We start from the raw sequence: 16,766 nt of genomic DNA, 5'->3' as shown, positions 1-16,766 counted from the left end.
GCCGTTTTAACATTTATGCCCGTTGACCTTTAAAGTAGGAGCCATGGCGAAAGATGACAAGGCAGCACTAAAGGCTGCAAAGAAGCAAGAACGCGCGGCCAAGCGCCAGCAGCGTAAGCAAACCTGGTCCCAGATGTGGCAAGCATTCAATATGCAGCGCAAGCAGGATAAGGCGCTTATCCCCATCATGCTGGGTGCCTTCCTGGGCATGGGCTTGCTCTTCTTCCTCATTGGCATGCTTTTTGGCGGCGAATGGTTCATGCTCATCCTCGGTTTGGGCATCGGCGCGCTGCTCGCTATGTTCCTCTTCACCCGCCGCCTTGAGCGCGATATGTACAAGCGCGTGGAAGACCAGCCGGGCGCTGCCGGCTGGGCGCTGGAGCAGCAGCTGCGCAATACCGTGGGCATCGTGTGGTCTGTGAAGACCGGTGTAGCCGCCACCCGCCAGCAGGATCTTATCCACCGCGTCATCGGCAACGCCGGCGTCATCTTCGTTTGCGAGGGCAATAAGAACCGCGTACGCCCCACCTTGAACCAGCTTAAGAAGCGTGTAGACAAGATCGCCGGCGGCGTTCCCGTCTACGAGATCTTCGTGGGCAACGGCGAGGACGAGGTTCCCGTATCCAAGCTGCGCAATAAGGTCATGAAGCTGCCGCGCAACTTCAATAAGAACGAAACCTACGAAAACATCCGCCGCATCGAGGCCATGGACTCCATGCCGGGTACCACCCCGGGCATGCCTAAGGGCCCTATGCCCCACCAGGCGCAGAACATGGCCGGCATGAACCGCCGCATGCGCCGCGCCCAGCAGCGCAAGAAGAATAAGTAGGCGCCAAAAGCTAATCCCTGCCGCACCTTATGAGGTGTGACAGGGATTTTCTTATGCCCAGAAAAGTCGGGCGGCTTAGGAGCGAATGACGATGGTGCCGGTGGCGCGGTCGTGCATGCCGCGTCCATCCGCATCAACCATGGCTGCCGGGAACAGCACACCGGTAAGCACCGTGCGCAGCGCCGCGCGCCATAGGCCCACGCGAGCGCCGGGGACGTCGAGTCGCGCCACGCCCATACCCAGCAGCAGCATGCCGGGGGTGCGGGCAAAGAGCCAACCGCAGACAATGCCCATGATGACCCACAGGGCGTAGCCCAAGAAGGCCACACCGCCGAGTTCCGTCGTGAACATGTGGATGAGGTTGGCAATGAGCATGCACACGATCCAGTCAATGGCCACGGCGCCGGCGCGGCGGCCAACGGGGGCCAGTGACCCCGGCCCGGACTCCGGAAGGCCGAGCTTTTCGCCCGGCCAGCGGCCGGGACCTTCCATGTCATCGTATTCGCCCGGAATATTCGGCCCGTCGAGCCACGTACGCTTATCTGCCATGCTCACCAATCTAGCGGGCACAAAGTGAGATGTGAAACGAGGGGAATCGCGATGCCAACGATGGGAACCTAGTAGGCTATAGAGAGACAATTCACCGGTCAACAACGAGGAGACAAACGTGTCTTTCGAGACAGTGCAGGACATCGTCCAATTTATTAAGGACGAGGACGTAAAGTTCGTCGATATCCGCTTTACGGACGTCCCAGGCACCGAGCACCACTTTTCCATCCCAGCAGAAGAGTTCACCGTAGAAGATGCCGAAAGCGGCCTCGCTTTCGACGGCTCCTCTATCCGCGGATTCACCACCATCGATGAGTCCGATATGACCCTGCTGCCGGATCCAGCCACCGCGCATATCGATCCGTTCCGCACAGCCAAGACCCTGAACATCAAGTTCTTCGTCCACGACCCATTTACCTTTGAGCCTTTCTCCCGCGACCCACGCAACATCGCGCGCAAGGCAGAAGAGTACCTGCAGTCCACCGGCATTGCCGATACCTGCAACTTTGGCGCTGAGGCCGAGTTCTACCTCTTTGACTCCGTGCGCTTTGGCACCGACGTCCAGCACGGCTTCTACGAGGTTGATTCCGATGAAGGCTGGTGGAACCGCGATAGCGAGACCAACTTCGACGGCACTCCGAACACCGGCTACAAGACCCGCATGAAGGGCGGCTACTTCCCCACCGCGCCGTATGACAAGCACGGTGAGGTACGCGATGCCATGGTAGAGAACCTGCAAAAGGTTGGCTTCCAAATCGAGCGCTTCCACCACGAGGTCGGCGCCGGCCAGAATGAGATCAACTACCGCTTCAACTCCATGTTGCACGCGGGCGATGACATCCAGACCTTCAAGTACGTGGTCAAGCAGACCGCGGCACAGTGGGGCAAGACCGCAACCTTCATGCCTAAGCCGCTGGCTGGCGATAATGGTTCCGGCATGCACGCCCACATGTCCCTGTGGAAGGACGGCAAGCCCCTCTTCCACGACGAGGCTGGCTACGCAGGCCTTTCCGATATCGCCCGCTACTACATCGGCGGTATCCTCCACCACGCCGGTGCCGTTCTCGCGTTTACCAACCCGACGCTGAACTCCTACCACCGCCTGGTGCCGGGCTTCGAGGCCCCGATTAACCTGGTGTACTCCCAGCGCAACCGCTCGGCCGCCATCCGTATCCCGATTACCGGTTCCAACCCGAAGGCCAAGCGCATCGAGTTCCGCGCACCGGACCCATCCGGCAACCCGTACCTGGGCTTCGCTGCCATGATGATGGCCGGCATCGACGGCGTAAAGAACCGCATTGAGCCGCACGCTCCCGTTGATAAGGACCTCTACGAGCTGCCGCCAGCAGAGGCTGAGTCCATCCCGCAGGCGCCGACCTCCCTCGAGGCTTCCCTGAAGGCCCTGCAGGAGGACATGGACTTCCTCACCGAAGGCGATGTCTTCACCGAGGATCTCATCGAGACCTACATCAACTACAAGTACGAGAACGAGATTAACCCGGTCCGCCTGCGTCCTACCCCGCAGGAATTCGAAATGTACTACGACTGCTAAAGCTGCGCTTGCCGACGCCCCCTCTCGCCACCGGCTTTCCGCCTTCCTAGGCTCCCTAATTGCTGAGTGCCGATTGGGGGCCTTGCAGATCTATGTGCACTTTGGCTTCAGAAGTTTTGCACCCAACATTGACAAGCGCCCTCGGTTCTTGGCGGTGCCCCACTCCTTGTTGTTTGACTATCGCAGCGTTTTCAGATGCATGGCACTTGAGCAAAACCTTGCGCAAATGATTACTAAGATTGCGCATTTTGAGCTATACTTTAGTCAACCGATACCCCCTCCAAGCTTCCCATAGGAACAGCTCAATATGAGAGGGGGGCTTTGCTATTCTGAAGCAATGAACCGCAGGAAGAAGTTCCTTAGCATTGAAGAGCAAGTCAGTTTAATTCAACGCCGTGGGTTAATCCTTCCTTCCGAAAAATCCGCTGAAAATTTCCTAGAGCGTCAAAATTATTACCGCTTTTCGGGCTACATGCGGTACTTCCAAGAAGACATAGCCGGTGACGAAGCCAAATTCTTTCCTGGCACCCAGTGGGAGGAAATAGTTAAAATCTACCGGTTGGACATCGAACTTCGTTCTCTTCTTCTCCGCGGGCTCCAAGAAGCAGAGCTTGCGGCCAGGACGGCCTTTGCTCTCAGCGAAGGTGAAATCCATTCTCCTTATGAGAAGTATCTTCAGCCCACTGCTTACCGGCGCCCACCAAGTCCGGCCATGCGGCCCACACACGATCTAATTATCAGTGAGCTCAAGCGGTCTAAGGAACCATACCTCGGAACCATACCTCCATAAATACCAAAAGGACTCAGGGTCCGACACTGAAAGGTGGGTTTACGATGTCCCAATTTGGGTGGCCGTCGAGGCATTGTCCTTTGGTACGTTGTCGAAAGCAATAAGCTTCCGAAACGACGACAACCAAATTTACGCAAAGACTTGTTCCATTCTTGGCGTAAAGAAACAATATTTAGCGCGCCAATTGCGCTCTTTTACATTCGTGAGAAATAAGTGCGCTCACTCAGCTCGGCTATGGAATAGTTTCGTTTTGGACCAACCTGCAGTATCCAATGCCACGAAGCGGCGTGCTGAGAAAATTTTAGGTCAAAATTATGGCGAGAACTCACTACTAGCAGTAATTGTAGCCCTTGATAACTTTCTCTTCCTTACAAATTCGTGGGATGGATTTTTGGATGAGTATATGAAGCTGGTCGAACGAAATCCGGATTTCCACCAAGGTATAGCGAATCCTCATCATTCATAGCCTCCTCGCTGTATGAACACGCAATGGTATTCCAGCCCTTTTCTTGCGACCCCAGACACACATTCACGTGGGTTTGACCCCCGCCCCTAAATGCACGCTTAGCGAGAGTTCTCACCAGCAAAAACGACAGCAAAATTCTGATAACCCGACCGAAAGAAATTAACATGTGGGTGTGACTAATAGATTCCGCCAACTCCCAGCCCCTGGCCCCGCGTGGGGAGGCAGCCTCATGGGCACCTCCATCGTTTCGCGCCTGCTCGTGGAAGAAGGCATGATGATCCTGGCCGGCATTTTTGCCGCCATCGCGTGCGTCATCTTTGTCGTTCTCACCGCGGGCTTCTTGCGCTACCGCCACCCTAGCTTTGAGCGCACCACTATGGCGGAGTGGTCGATGTTTTTCATCGGAATCTTGGCGCTCGGTGCCGCGCTTTCCGGCCTGACGGATATCCCTACATTCCGCCTCGTGGGCTTTTGGATCGGTGGCCCGGTTACGGTGATTACGTGGGCTATCCAACTCACGCGCTTTCATGGCGAGCCGAAGTTCACCTGGGGCCTGCCGCTGGTCGGCCCTATGATTTCGGCTTCCGTTTCCGGTTGGCTAGCTAATGATTACGGCCCGCTCTACCACGTGATGGGTACGGTATTTTTCTTCATGTCACTGGTGACGGCGGTGCCCACCTTCGCCCGCGTGTACTGGGCCGCATGGCATGGCAAGGTGGATTTCACCGGCGCGAAATCAGCCACCGCATGGGTCCCGCTAGGTGTAGTGGGCCAGTCCACCACGGCAATGCAGATTCTCTTCCCCGGCACGGTATCCATCTATTACGGCGTTACGGCGCTTATTATCGCCATTCCGCTGTCCATCTACGCGATGTTTACCTTCTATCCCAATGTGGCTCGGTGGGTTCCGTACTCCCCGGCGTGGTGGTCTTGCACGTTCCCGCCAGGAACCGTGAGCATGGGCGGCCACCAGCTGGCATTAGTCAATGGCTCCGAGCTTATCGACGCCATTGCGCTCACCATCCCCGTCCTCCTCACCGCCCACTGGATACTATGCTCCACCCGCTTCCTCAGCTGGGTGTGGGAAGGAAAGAAGGAAACCGGCCCTGAAGAGCCACTCATTAAGACTGGGCCCTAAAGGTAGCAAGGAGGCGCAGCCACTATGCGAGACGCCAGCTTCGAACGAGGCAAGCGCCGCACACGCCGCCGTACGCGTGAGGCGCGACCGCGACGCGAGCACTGGAGCAGGGAATACGCAATCTATGCGGAAGATTCCTGGGGCATAGATGACTTGGGGCCCGAGGGCGGCGAGAATTCCGTGCGCGCCTATTCCGGCGGCCGCGCAGATGGCAATCGTCGCCGGCGCCGCTAATGCATAATAGCTCCCCTATCACCTTCATCGCCTGGGACCGCGCCAACCTGGCTGCGGTGAGAGACGTACTCGCCAGCCTGCAGCGAGACGGCATCTACCTGCGCCGCGGCCACCTGCTCTTGGAGACGTCGTGGCTTGGCTCAGGCGCGCGGGACTTCTACGCCACTGCCTGGCGCTGGGACGCACAAGACTGCGCGCTCTTTTATGACCTAGCCCGGCGCGGGAAGCTCTTGCTTACTATCAGCGATACCGTGCTTGCCTGCGGCGACCAAGACGACATTGCCGATGCGCGCGCTGGCATTGCACAAAAACTCATCGCCGCCCAGGATCCACAGCACTTGTGCGGGCTGCTTGCCGACGCCGCAGAAGTCTAGCCCTACAGTCCCGGTCGTTCGCTGCGCTTCATCCAGCCCATGCGCGGGGCAAAGCCGCGGGGATGCTTCATTTGGGCTACGGCGTCGGCAATCATGAGGCGGTGGCGGCGCGAAACGCTATCGGGAAGCTTTGCCACGGAGAACCACCCAGCCTCGGTATTTTCTTCATCGCTGATGACCGGCTCTGCGCCATCCGCTACTGATACGCGCAGTGCGGTTCCCATGAAGGTGCACTCATCGCCGTTGGGGTAGGTCACTGGTCCGGACTGCCCCACGCCTAATAGCGCTTCCACCTTGGCATCGAGACCGACTTCCTCTTTGATTTCTCGCAGCGCGGTGGTAGTAATTTCCTCGCCTGGCTCGCAGATTCCTTCCACCGGGGTCCACGTACCGTTATCGGAACGCTTTACTAGCAGTACGGAGGGGACTTCCCACAGCGCGGCGTCTGCCGGCACATCGCGAATGATGATGGCGCTGCAGGCTGGCACAAAGATCTGATCATGGCCAATCTTTTCGCGCAGCTGAACAATAAAATCTGGAGTCGGCATGCCACCTAGCGTAGACCAGTGCGGCGCACTTAGGCCATGGGTCCCAAGACCTCTTTAGCTAGAACCTGAATATCGGTGGCCAACGTGAAAGACAGCTCCATGTCCGTCTGCGTGGTCTCGCAGGTGTGGCCTTCTTCGAGGCGTTGCGTCGTTCCGGAGACCACGCCCACGATGGTTTGTTTTCCTTCTACTTCGCCATACACCGGACCACCGGAGTCACCATTGGTACTGCATACGCGCGCCCTAGCGGCGATCGAATCCCGCTGGAGTCCCCCCGAGTTCAGCTGCGCCATCGCCGCACCATGGATAAGCGTGCCGCAGGTCTCATCAGTCACGCGGCCAAGCTTGCACACATGAAGCGGCAGGTGAGCCAAGGACGTGGCGACGCTATTGTCTACCGCTCCGGGGACGTAGTAGTCAGCGCTGCCGGTGATCTCGATAAAGGCCACGTCGAGGTCGTGGCTGTCTTCGGCATAAAAATCAGAGTAGATGACCTCGCCGATAGGCTCGGCGGGGTAGCTAAAGTCGCCGTCGGCAGTGCCGGCCCAGACCTTATCGCCGGGTTTGCCGCAATGGGAAGCGGTGACGGCGATCGTGCGGGCGTCGGCAAGCGTAAATGACCACGCCGCGGTGCAAGACTGGTAGTTGAAGTAGGCACCCGGCTGCGGTTCATCGCCGGAGAGATCCAAGGCGGTGCCCGGAGCGAGCGGCGCCGTGGCCGGGGAATAGGACTCATTGGGAATGAGGTTTTTAGAAGACAGGGCGGAGAAACTTGGCTCTTCCCCACCCCGCACCGGGCTGCAGGCCGCAAGAAACGCGGCCGTGCACGCTACAAAGACGCTAGTTGCTTTCCGCGTCCGCATCCCCGGCGTTTTCCTTATTATCTTCTTCCGCATCCATCTCCGCCTGGGCTTTGAGATCGCGGATGAACTTTTCCGGATCAAACTCGGTGTAGTGTTCCGGGCCGGCAAAATTTTCTAGGGCCATGGTCTAAACCTCCGTTTTCTGAATCGACGTGGTGATGTAATCCTTGACCGCCGCGGCATCATTAGGCAAGTCCTTGACGTGCCGCTCAGTATCGAGGATGCCGGCAAAGCGCTCGGGCGGCTCGGGTGCGGAGCCGATGGCTTCCGTGATGGTCTCAGCAAACTTCACCGGCAGCGCAGTCTCTAGACACACGATTGGCGTTTCTACGCCCTCGCGCTGTGCGCCGCGGGCCACCTTGATGCCGTCGGCCGTGTGCGGATCCGCCAGGTAATCAAAGCGCTCGTGCACATCCTTGATGGTGGCTAGGCGATCGGCATGGCTGGAGGAACCGGACAGGAAACCATAGTCTTCGCGGGCGGCAGCGATCTTGTCGTGGTCGAGGCTAAAGCCGCCCTCTTTCACCTTGGTGCCGAAAAACTCCGCGGTTTCGGCTGCATCGCGGCCGAGCAAGTCAAACGCAAAGCGCTCAAAGTTCGAGGCGCGCGAAATATCCATGGACGGCGAAGAGGTTGCCATGGTCTCTGCGGCTGGGCGCGGACGGTAGTTTCCTGTGCGGAAAAACTCATCCAGGACGTCATTTTCATTGGTAGCCACGATGAGGCGATCGATGGGTAGGCCCATCTGGCGGGCAATGTGGCCGGCGCAGATATCGCCAAAGTTACCGGTGGGAACGCTAAAGGAAACCTTCTGATCGGCGGTTTCGGTGACCTTGAGCCAGCAGGAGATGTAGTAGACCACCTGGGCCATCAGCCGTGCCCAGTTAATGGAATTGACCGCGCCAATGCGGTAGGTGGCCTTAAAGTCAGCATCTCCCGATACTGCCTTGACCACATCCTGGCAATCATCGAAGACGCCATCGAGGGCGATGTTGAAGATATTCGGGTCATCCAGCCCAAACATCTGCGCCTGCTGGAAGGCCGTCATGCGGCCGGCTGGGGTGAGCATAAAGACGCGAATGCCGTGGCGCCCGCGCATCGCATACTCCGCAGAGGACCCCGTATCGCCGGAAGTAGCGCCCAGAATATTGAGGGTCTCGCCGCGGCGGGCGAGCTCATATTCAAAAAGCTCACCCAAAAGCTGCATGGCCATGTCCTTAAATGCCGCAGTAGGTCCTTCAGATAGATGGCCGATGAAAAGGCCCTCGCCTAGTTCGGTGACGGGAACGATTTCCGGGTCCGCGAACTTAGGGCTGGTATAGGCGCGGACGGCGATGGCCTCGATGTCTTGCGCTGGAATATCGTCAATGAAAAGCTTAAGTACCTCGGCCGCAAGCGCCGCGTAGCCTTTATCCGCTAGGAGCCTGCGCCATGAATTTAAAGTGGCGGAATCTAGCTGTGGGTAGCTCTCCGGCAGGTATAAACCGCCATCGGGGGCAAGCCCGCCGAGGAGAATATCTGTAAAAGATGCGGGCTGACAGGCGGTATCGCGGGTCGAAATGTACTTCACACAAAAGAATCTTAGTAGTTAAGGCGTAAGGTATCAGCCATGTCGCAGCCGAATCCCAGAGAAGTCATTACCACTCAGGCTTTAAGCATTTGGGTAGCCGCCATGGCGGTCTACCTCGTAGCGATTACCGGCCGTACCTCTTTTGGTGTGGCCGGGTTAGATGCCATTGAGCGCTTCGATGTCGATGCCGGCCGTATCGCGGTCTTTACCTCAGTGCAGCTAGGTGTATATGCCCTAGCCCAAATCCCCACCGGCATCTTGATCGATAAGTTCGGCCCGCGCTTACTCCTCGTGGTCGGCGCCGTCATTATGGGCATTGGCCAGGTCGTCTTGGGCTTTACCACCAGCTATGGCGTAGCCATTGCCGCGCGCGTGCTCATCGGCGCGGGCGATGCCACGGCATTTCTCTCCGTGATGCGCATCCTGCCCTATTGGTTCCCACTGCACCGCACCCCCATGTTCACTCAGGTGACGTCATCGCTAGGACAAATGGGCCAGTTCATTTCCGCGGTGCCCTTCCTGTGGTTGCTGGGTGCGGCCGGATGGACCGCCGCCTTCGTTACCCTTGGCGCGGTAGGAATCTTGGTAGCCATCGCCGCTATCGTGGCGGTGGCAGACTCACCAGAGAAGTTGGGGATTATTCCCACGGAGAAGGAACCACCCAACTCGCAGGCCACCAGCATCCTGGCCCGCTTGAAGACGGTATTCCGCTCCCCGGTGGCCTGGCAGGCTTACTTCATCCACTACATCGGCATGCTCCCGCTCATCGTTTTTGTCATGCTGTGGGGCATGCCCATGATGACCCAGGGCATGGAGATGTCCAAGGCTAAGTCCAGCCTGGTACTTACCTTGCTGGCGGTATTCTTGGTCTTCGTCGGCCCCCTGCACGGCAAAATTTCCTCCCGCGCGCAGCATGTCCGCCCATGGCTTAGCCTCGGGTTTGTCGCGGTTCACGTACTTGCGTGGTTGCTTTTCTTTGCCTTTGGCACCGACAGCGGTTTGGCCGCAATTTTGGTGGTGTCCTTCATTACTGCGCTCTGCACGCCAACGGCCAACTATGGCTTCGATATCGTGCGTGAGCGCATGGACCGCTCCGTGGTGGCCACCGCTACGGGCCTAGGCAATATGGGCGGGTTTACCTCCGGCATGTTGGGTGCGCAGCTCTTCGGCATGGTCTTGGACCACTCCTCCGACGCCCCTGATTACTCCATGCCGGATTTCACTGCCGCCGCGGCTGCGGTGCTAGCCGTCTGGGTAGTAGGCATGATTGGCGTGGTCATCACCCACTTCCTTCGCCGTCGCGTGGGCGAAGACGGGCCTTCTGTCACCATCGTGGAGGTTTCCTAAAAGCCCTCGGATGTTTACTCCGGGTTGAGGATGAAGCGAATGGTCCCCTCAGGGTCTGCCAAAAGCTCCCGGGTAGCCGCCACGGCTTCCGCTTCATCGAAGGCGATGCGTTCAAAGCCAGTATCGTTGAGCTCCACAATGTCCGCACCAGGGCAGGCAAGAAGAATCGGCGAGTGCGTGGCGATGATGACTTGCGCGCCGCGGTCAACCGCTAGGGCAATTTCCCCTACGAGGGCTAGTTGCCGGATAACGGACAGACCTGATTCTGGCTCATCAAGGATGTACACGCCTTGGCCATTGATGTGCTCGTAAAGCAGGTCGAAGACGGATTGTCCGTGCGAGCGGCGGGACAAATCCACATTCTGAGAAAGAGTCGAACGGCCGCCACGTTCGGCCGCTGAATCCCCACGTCCAATCAAGTACTCGTGCTTTTCGGCGCGCAAGAAGTAGGCGCGCTGGATAACTTCCTCTGTATCGCAGCGAATGGGGCTACGAGGAACGATTTCATCTGGGTCGTCCATCCGGCCGCCCGCAGGTGAACAGCCCAAATCGCTAGCCACGCCAGCGAGCAAGCTCGATTTACCAATGCCGTTTTCTCCTACAAAGACGGTGACGGGGCTTCGCAGCTTGAAGCTGCCCAAATCAGCTAAATAGTCGAAGACGGGCAGCTCGGCGCGGTAGTCATCAGGCTTAAACTTCAGGCTTAGGGCATCAACCAGCATGGGCCCTAGGTTAATTCAGTTCATCGAGTACGCGCAGCGCATCTTCCTGCGCTGCCGCCGCGCCAAAGTTTTTCAGGTGGCCGCCCAAGTCGCCGGCCGGAACTGACTGGGCGATGGTATCGGCCGGCACGGTATTGACGGCATAAGCCACCCCTACCCCGCCGGTGATGGGGATGGCAATGGCGGCGAGTACTCCCGCCGCGGTCGACAGCGTGGTCTTGAAAGTCATAGTCTCCTCCAGAGGCTTCGGCACCGAGCACCCTGCCCGTTACCGATTTGTGATGTTTTACCTTAGGAAGAGTTGCTGCCAAGGCCATGCCGCCTAGCTGCGGGTTGCCTGAATCTTCGCGCCCAGTTCGCGAGGAAATAAAGGGGGGGCTAGTTTGCTGGATAGCTCTCGGCCACAATGCCATCGCTTGCCGGCATGACAAGGCCTCGCTCAAAAGCTACGAGAACGGCCTTTTCATCAGATTCGCTGATGTCACCGGCCTCCACCGCACTGTTGAGCTCGCGTTCCAAGTAGACGCGCACATCGGACTTGCCGTTTTCAGTCTGGGTAATATCCCGCGGGACGGAGTTGAGCGGAATGCCCAGGGCCTTCGCCAGGGAGGTCACGCGGTTGGCGTCGGTGGAATCATCGGCCATGATGTCACCATTGACCTGTGCGGGCATGTCTTCCTGAACCACGCCACCGGCCACGGCCTCGCCCACCGTCTTCGTCCCCTTGGGGGGATTATCGCGGTTGGTTGCCCACACCCCGACAGCGATAGCCACGATGACGGACACGGCTACAAAGGCCCACAGGTAGATGAGCTTATGTCGATACACTCCGCTGATTTTAGCCATGGTAACCAGCGCCATCGCCGAAGGAACCGTAGTCATTGCCGCGAGGGTTCTCGCCGCGATCATTGAGGGCGTCGATGATGGAGCGGATGGTGGCCTCCCCTATGCGGTCGGCGCGCCCCCACGAGCGAGGGGCCTGGCGAGAATTGTGCGGTGCTGATTCTGGCCGCGGCGGCGCTGGCTTTTCCTCTCGCGGCGTGGAGACCTCGATGGTCAATGTAGTGCCATCAAGGTGGAGGGCGTCACCGTCGCGCACGCCCGCGGCACGCGCTGCGGAAAGCAGCGCGGATAATTCGCCTACCGTGGCGTTGTCCACATCGAGTTGCAGCTTAAAAGACATAACTAGCCAGTCCTTTCTTTTTCCCATCCCACTTTAGAGTCCGAAAGTGCAAAAAGTAAGGGCGCGGTGCGCACATCGGGGACTTTCAAGGCTAACTCTAAGAATGCTCGAAGGATTCCTCCTCGCCCCAGAAGACCTCATCTACAACTTTCCGGGCATGGCGGGTAAGTTTCAGATAGTTTTCTAGAAACTCTTGGTTCTCCTCCGGCGGCCAGCCAGCGGCACCGGCTACCTGGGCCAGCTGCGGGCCGGGCCCGGGCAACTGGTCCACGCGCTTGCCGCGCACGAGCACCAGTGCATTGCGGGCGTCGGTAGCCATAAGCCAGGCCTCGCGCAGGTCCGAGACTTGCTCGGCAGACAGGATTGCGGTTTCCTCCAAGGCATCGAGCACGCGCAGTGTGGACGGATCGTGCAGTTGGGCATACTCGTGGGCATGCATCATGGTCAGGAGCTGCACAGTCCATTCAATATCTGAGAGCGCACCGCGCCCCAGCTTGGTATGAGTATTGCGGTCCGCGCCGCGCGGGAGGCGCTCATTGTCCACGCGCGCCTTCATGCGCCGGATATCGCGAATGGTCGAGGCGCTGGCACCGCCTTCTGGGTAGCGGAAGCTATCGACCATGGACATAAATCGCTCGCCTACTTCCCTATCGCCAGCCACGAAGGCAGCGCGCAACAATGCCTGCAGCTCCCAAGACTCGCCCCACTCGCGGTAGTAGCGCTCATAGGAGGAGATGGTGCGCGCCACCGCACCGGAGCGGCCCTCTGGGCGCAGGCCCAAATCGACGTCCAGCGGCGGGTCGCCCGAAGGCTTAGACAGGCGGCGCCGAAGCTTATCGACGATCCCGATGGCCCACTTCACGGCCTCCCCTTCCGCACCAGAGTCATCGGCCGGTTCGCTGGGTTCTGCCACCACAAGCACATCCGCATCTGAGCCAAATCCCAGCTCCATGCCTCCCAAGCGGCCCATGCCAATGACGGCGATGCGCGCTGGCGGCTCTGCATCTTCGTTGGCAAGGCGCCACGCGCGCACCTCGGCGCGAAGTGCAGCCTCAAGGACGGCATCCCAAATTGTGGATAGCTCATGACATACCTGCTTGACCGGCATGAAGCCCAACAAATCCGCACTGGCGATGCGGGCCAGCTCCACTCGGCGCAACGAGCGCGCCACCGCCACCGCTTTATCCGGGTCGGCGTGGCGCTTGCTGGAATTAACTAGCGCCTTGGAAACCTGTTCGGGCTTGGTTTCTAGCAATTTGGGGCCAGTGGCGCCGTCGGAAAGCTGCTTGACCGAATCCGGTGCGCTAATAATCAGATCAGAGGTAAACGGCGAGGTACCCAGGATATGCATGAGCCGCTGGCCCACAATTCCTTCATCGCGCAGCATGCGCAAGAACCACGACCTATCGTTCGCGGCCTCCGAGAGCTTGCGATAATTCAACAGGCCCATATCGGGGTCTGCGGTATCGGCGAGCCATTCCATCAAGGTAGGCAGCAAGATTGCCTGAATGCGTGCCTTGCGCGAGGTTCCCGCCGCCAAGGAGGTCAGGTGCTCGAATGCGCGCTCGGGGTGGTTATAGCCCAACGCGGCCAGCTGCAGCTTGGCGGCCTCCGGCGAAAGCTTAAGCTCATCGGCCGACATGGTGACCACGGAATTAAGCAGCGGCCGGTAGAACAGGCGCGAGTGCAGCTCGGAGATCCGCAGGCGAATCCGGCGCAGGTGTGACAGCATGCGCTCGGCCGCCGACTTGGTGCCCTGCGGATAAAAGCCGGCGATGCGCGCCAGCCACTTCATCCCCTCTTCATCGTCCTTTTCCGGCAGCGTGTGCGTGCGGCGGAAGCGCTCCAATTGCAGGCGGTGTTCAAGCAAACGCAAGAATTCATAGGCTTCAATGAGCTGGGTGCCATCCTCGCGGCCGACGTACCCCGCTGAAATCAGCGCCTCCAGCGCCTGCACCGTGGAAAGCGCGCGCAGCGTCTCATCGGAGCGCCCGTGCACCAACTGCAAGAGCTGGACAGCAAATTCGATATCGCGCAGGCCGCCCACGCCCAACTTGAGCTCGCGGTGCTTGAGCTCCTCGGGAACATTGGCCAGCACGCGGCGGCGCATGGCCTGTACGTCCTCAACAAAGGACTCGCGCTGCGACGCCGTCCACACCATCGGGCGAATCTGGTCCAAATAGTCCTGGCCTAGCGGGAGGTAGCCCGTCATAGCGCGCGCTTTAAGGAGCGCCTGGAATTCCCACGTCTCCGCCCACCGTTTGTAGTAGGCCACGTGAGATTCCAAAGTGCGCACCAATGCGCCCGACTTTCCCTCGGGGCGCAGGTTCGCATCCACCTCGAAAAAGGTGGTGGATCCAATGCGATTAAACTCCGCCGCCAGCCGCGTGGCCCTAGGGGTTGCCTCGCTGCCGACGAAGATGACGTCCACATCGGAAATATAGTTCAGCTCTCCTGCGCCACATTTGCCCATCGCCATGACAGCCAGCTGTGCATCCAACGGGGCATCGCCGTAAATGGTGCGCACGGCACAGGCAAGGGAGGCGGTCAAGGCGGCGTCGGCAAGCGCGGTGGTCAGCGCCGTAATCTGGCGAAATCCTACCTCCGGCTGCAGCTTGGTCTGGCCCTTGCGTGAATGGAAGGTACCCGCCACATCGCAGGCGGCAATGCGCATCATCAAAGTGCGGTACGTCGTGCGCAGCGCCTGCTTATGCTCCCCCTCGCCGGCGCGGTAGGTGCCCGGCGCGCTCAAGTCTTTGCGCGCCGGATCGGGACGGTCAATGTCCTCCGCAAAGTCCGCGGGCTCGGCATCGACGGCACCGAGCAAGCTTTGCAGCATCTCTTCAGACTGCGGAAGGGGTTTTTCTAGTTCTCGCCACAGTTCAGGGTGCGCCGCGAGGTGATCGCCGAAGGCGGTCGAGGCCCCCAGTAGTGCGAAGAGGCGCACGCGCAAAGTTTCATTGGAACGCACGGCATCATCGAGCTCTGGGGCTTGTTCATAGATGCGGATCAGATTATTGAGAGCCAGGTCTGGGTCGCCCACGGCAGCGAGGGTCCACAACAGATCGGCTGATTCCGGATTCTTCCACCCCAGCTGCTCAATATCCTGCGCAGCATGCGGGCGGGTAAGACCTAGTGTGGCCGGTGAAGGCACAGCAGCAGGACGCATTTTTCTCCTAGAAGTTCAGGTTATTGCGCAGCTCAAAGGTGGTGATTTGGCTCTGATAGTGATGCCACTCATCCCACTTGGAGCGCAGGAAGAACTCAAAGACGTGCTCGCCCAAGACTTCTGCCATGAACTCGGATTTTTCAAACTCGCGCAAGGCCTGATCCAGGCTGGTGGGTAGATCCTTATAGCCCATCGCGCGGCGCTCGCGGCGGGTGAGCTGGTGGACATCGTCCTCGGCCGGATCATCGAGCTCGTAGCCCTCGCGGATGCCTCGCAGGCCTGCTGCCAATAGCACCGCATATCCCAGGTAGGGGTTCATCGAGGCATCAATGGAGCGGATTTCTACCCGGCGCGATTCTTCCTTGGTAAGCCGGTAGGTGGGAACGCGGACCAGCGCGGAGCGATTCGATACTCCCCAGGTGGCTGCGCCCGGCGCCTCGTTGCCGAACATTAGGCGCTTATAAGAATTGGTCCACTGATTCACAATCGCGGACATCTCCGTGGAGTGCTCCAAGATGCCGGCGATGAACTGGCGGCCGGTCTGGGACAAAGAGAATTCATCATCCGGATCGTGGAAAGCATTGGATTGGCCTTCAAAAAGGCTCAAGTGGGTGTGCATGCCTGAGCCCGGTAAATGTTCGAAGGGCTTAGGCATGAAGGTGGCGCGCACGTTGGAGTTGGTGGCCACCTGCTTGATCACGTGCCGGAAGGTCATGATGTTATCGGCCATGGTGAGCACGTCCGCATGGCGCAGATCAATTTCTTGCTGGCCCGGCGCGGTTTCGTGGTGGCTAAACTCCGTGGCAATTCCCAGCGATTCCAGCGCTAGCATTGCCTTCCTGCGGAAAAGCGGGGCGGTATCGTGCGTTGCTTGGTCGAAGTAACCGCCGTTATCCGTGGGCACCAAGTCGGTGAGTTCGCGGCCGCGCTCGAGGAGATAGAACTCGATTTCTGGCGAAGCCATACAGGTAAATCCATCGTTGGCGGCCTCGGTGACCTGGCGGCGCAGGATATGGCGCGGGTCCACCATGGAGGGCTGGCCGTCTGGCTGTGCGATATCGCAAAACATGCGGGCCGATTGCAGGTCCGGCTCATCCATATCAAAGGGCAGAATCTGAAAGGTGGAGGGATCTGGCAGGGCAATGGTGTCAGACTCAGAGATGCGAGAAAAGCCCTCTACGGAAGAACCATCAAAGCCAACACCTTCTTCAAAGGCCGATTCCAGCTCGGACGGGCTCATGACCACGGATTTGAGGGCGCCCAGAATATCCGTAAACCACAGGCGGATAAAGCGGATATCGCGTTCCTCAACGGTGCGCAAGACAAATTCGTGTTGGCTATTCATGCTTTAGACCTTACCGGCTCTCCCCCGAGGGATGTGCAGTTCATGCGACAGTTTTTCTAGGGCGAAATGTGCAGGTCGCAAGAGTAT

19 protein-coding genes are annotated in these 16,766 nt (G+C 59.0%); 8 read left to right on the top strand and 11 right to left on the bottom strand.

All coding sequences use genetic code 11. The features are described 5' to 3' along the window. Positions 1–43: 43 nt before the first annotated feature. On the top strand, positions 44–829 hold the full coding sequence (locus MHK00_RS02055) for a DUF4191 domain-containing protein (protein WP_250408625.1): 786 nt from the start codon (positions 44–46) through the stop codon (positions 827–829). A 75-nt stretch (positions 830–904) separates the two neighbouring features. Here MHK00_RS02055 and MHK00_RS02050 read toward each other — a convergent pair whose 3' ends face one another. Continuing rightward, positions 905–1,378 (bottom strand): RDD family protein, encoded by a 474-nt coding sequence (locus MHK00_RS02050; protein ID WP_049377713.1) that lies wholly within the window; start codon positions 1,376–1,378, stop codon positions 905–907. 118 nt (positions 1,379–1,496) lie between these two features. Between MHK00_RS02050 and glnA the strand changes: the two genes are divergently transcribed. The 6 genes from glnA (at position 1,497) to MHK00_RS02025 (ending at position 5,932) form a co-directional block, all read left to right on the top strand. Then, complete coding sequence (gene glnA / locus MHK00_RS02045) at positions 1,497–2,930, top strand: type I glutamate--ammonia ligase (protein WP_250410204.1); 1,434 nt, start codon at positions 1,497–1,499, stop codon at positions 2,928–2,930. A gap of 337 nt (positions 2,931–3,267) precedes the next feature. Continuing rightward, a complete protein-coding gene (locus MHK00_RS11875; protein WP_251068406.1) occupies positions 3,268–3,720 on the top strand; it encodes an Abi family protein in 453 nt (150 codons plus the stop codon). Then, a complete protein-coding gene (locus MHK00_RS11870; RefSeq protein ID WP_366512255.1) occupies positions 3,671–4,186 on the top strand; it encodes an Abi family protein in 516 nt (171 codons plus the stop codon). The genes MHK00_RS11875 and MHK00_RS11870 overlap by 50 nt, the downstream gene beginning before the upstream one ends. A 172-nt stretch (positions 4,187–4,358) precedes the next feature. Further along, the gene (locus tag MHK00_RS02035) at positions 4,359–5,324 is read left to right on the top strand and encodes a TDT family transporter (RefSeq protein ID WP_366512254.1); all 966 of its coding nucleotides are present in this window, start codon (positions 4,359–4,361) and stop codon (positions 5,322–5,324) included. Between the two features lie 24 nt (positions 5,325–5,348). Then, entirely contained in the window at positions 5,349–5,558 is a 210-nt protein-coding gene (locus MHK00_RS02030; protein WP_200435416.1) for a hypothetical protein, read from the top strand. After that, the gene (locus MHK00_RS02025) at positions 5,558–5,932 is read left to right on the top strand and encodes a hypothetical protein (protein WP_250410203.1); all 375 of its coding nucleotides are present in this window, start codon (positions 5,558–5,560) and stop codon (positions 5,930–5,932) included. The genes MHK00_RS02030 and MHK00_RS02025 overlap by 1 nt, the downstream gene beginning before the upstream one ends. 2 nt (positions 5,933–5,934) lie before the next feature. Here MHK00_RS02025 and MHK00_RS02020 read toward each other — a convergent pair whose 3' ends face one another. From MHK00_RS02020 to thrC, 4 genes are read right to left on the bottom strand one after another with little or no spacing between them, the layout of a single operon-like run. Beyond that, on the bottom strand, positions 5,935–6,480 hold the full coding sequence (locus tag MHK00_RS02020; protein ID WP_250410202.1) for an NUDIX hydrolase: 546 nt from the start codon (positions 6,478–6,480) through the stop codon (positions 5,935–5,937). A gap of 29 nt (positions 6,481–6,509) precedes the next feature. After that, a complete protein-coding gene (locus MHK00_RS02015; protein WP_250410201.1) occupies positions 6,510–7,343 on the bottom strand; it encodes a trypsin-like serine protease in 834 nt (277 codons plus the stop codon). Continuing rightward, positions 7,321–7,467, bottom strand: a complete 147-nt coding sequence (locus MHK00_RS02010; protein ID WP_005324410.1) for a hypothetical protein — start codon at positions 7,465–7,467, stop codon at positions 7,321–7,323. The genes MHK00_RS02015 and MHK00_RS02010 overlap by 23 nt, the downstream gene beginning before the upstream one ends. A gap of 3 nt (positions 7,468–7,470) precedes the next feature. Beyond that, on the bottom strand, positions 7,471–8,913 hold the full coding sequence (gene thrC, locus MHK00_RS02005) for a threonine synthase (RefSeq protein ID WP_250410200.1): 1,443 nt from the start codon (positions 8,911–8,913) through the stop codon (positions 7,471–7,473). Between the two features lie 39 nt (positions 8,914–8,952). Here thrC and MHK00_RS02000 point away from each other — a divergent pair, with 39 nt between their 5' ends. Continuing rightward, complete coding sequence (locus tag MHK00_RS02000; protein ID WP_250410199.1) at positions 8,953–10,260, top strand: MFS transporter; 1,308 nt, start codon at positions 8,953–8,955, stop codon at positions 10,258–10,260. Positions 10,261–10,274: 14 nt separating this feature from the next. Here the strand turns inward: MHK00_RS02000 and MHK00_RS01995 are convergent, their stop codons facing one another. From MHK00_RS01995 to MHK00_RS01970, 6 genes are all read right to left on the bottom strand, one after another. Continuing rightward, positions 10,275–10,982, bottom strand: coding sequence for an AAA family ATPase (locus MHK00_RS01995; RefSeq protein WP_005324405.1), 708 nt, complete (start codon positions 10,980–10,982; stop codon positions 10,275–10,277). A gap of 10 nt (positions 10,983–10,992) precedes the next feature. Next, positions 10,993–11,211 carry a hypothetical protein gene (locus tag MHK00_RS01990; protein WP_040425194.1) on the bottom strand — a complete coding sequence of 73 codons (219 nt, stop codon included), beginning with the start codon at positions 11,209–11,211 and terminating at the stop codon, positions 10,993–10,995. A 149-nt stretch (positions 11,212–11,360) separates the two neighbouring features. Then, positions 11,361–11,810, bottom strand: coding sequence for a hypothetical protein (locus MHK00_RS01985; protein WP_250410198.1), 450 nt, complete (start codon positions 11,808–11,810; stop codon positions 11,361–11,363). A gap of 10 nt (positions 11,811–11,820) precedes the next feature. Then, the gene (locus MHK00_RS01980; RefSeq protein ID WP_005328146.1) at positions 11,821–12,165 is read right to left on the bottom strand and encodes a Cgl2226 family protein; all 345 of its coding nucleotides are present in this window, start codon (positions 12,163–12,165) and stop codon (positions 11,821–11,823) included. 97 nt (positions 12,166–12,262) lie between these two features. Continuing rightward, positions 12,263–15,334, bottom strand: a complete 3,072-nt coding sequence (locus MHK00_RS01975; RefSeq protein WP_250410197.1) for a bifunctional [glutamine synthetase] adenylyltransferase/[glutamine synthetase]-adenylyl-L-tyrosine phosphorylase — start codon at positions 15,332–15,334, stop codon at positions 12,263–12,265. A 7-nt stretch (positions 15,335–15,341) separates the two neighbouring features. Then, entirely contained in the window at positions 15,342–16,679 is a 1,338-nt protein-coding gene (locus tag MHK00_RS01970) for a glutamine synthetase family protein (RefSeq protein WP_005324400.1), read from the bottom strand. Positions 16,680–16,766: the final 87 nt, after the last annotated feature.

It is taken from the genome of Corynebacterium tuberculostearicum, assembly GCF_022347385.1.
Taxonomy (GTDB): Bacteria; Actinomycetota; Actinomycetes; order Mycobacteriales; family Mycobacteriaceae; genus Corynebacterium; species Corynebacterium tuberculostearicum_M.
This window is presented reverse-complemented; position numbering and strand designations above follow the sequence as displayed.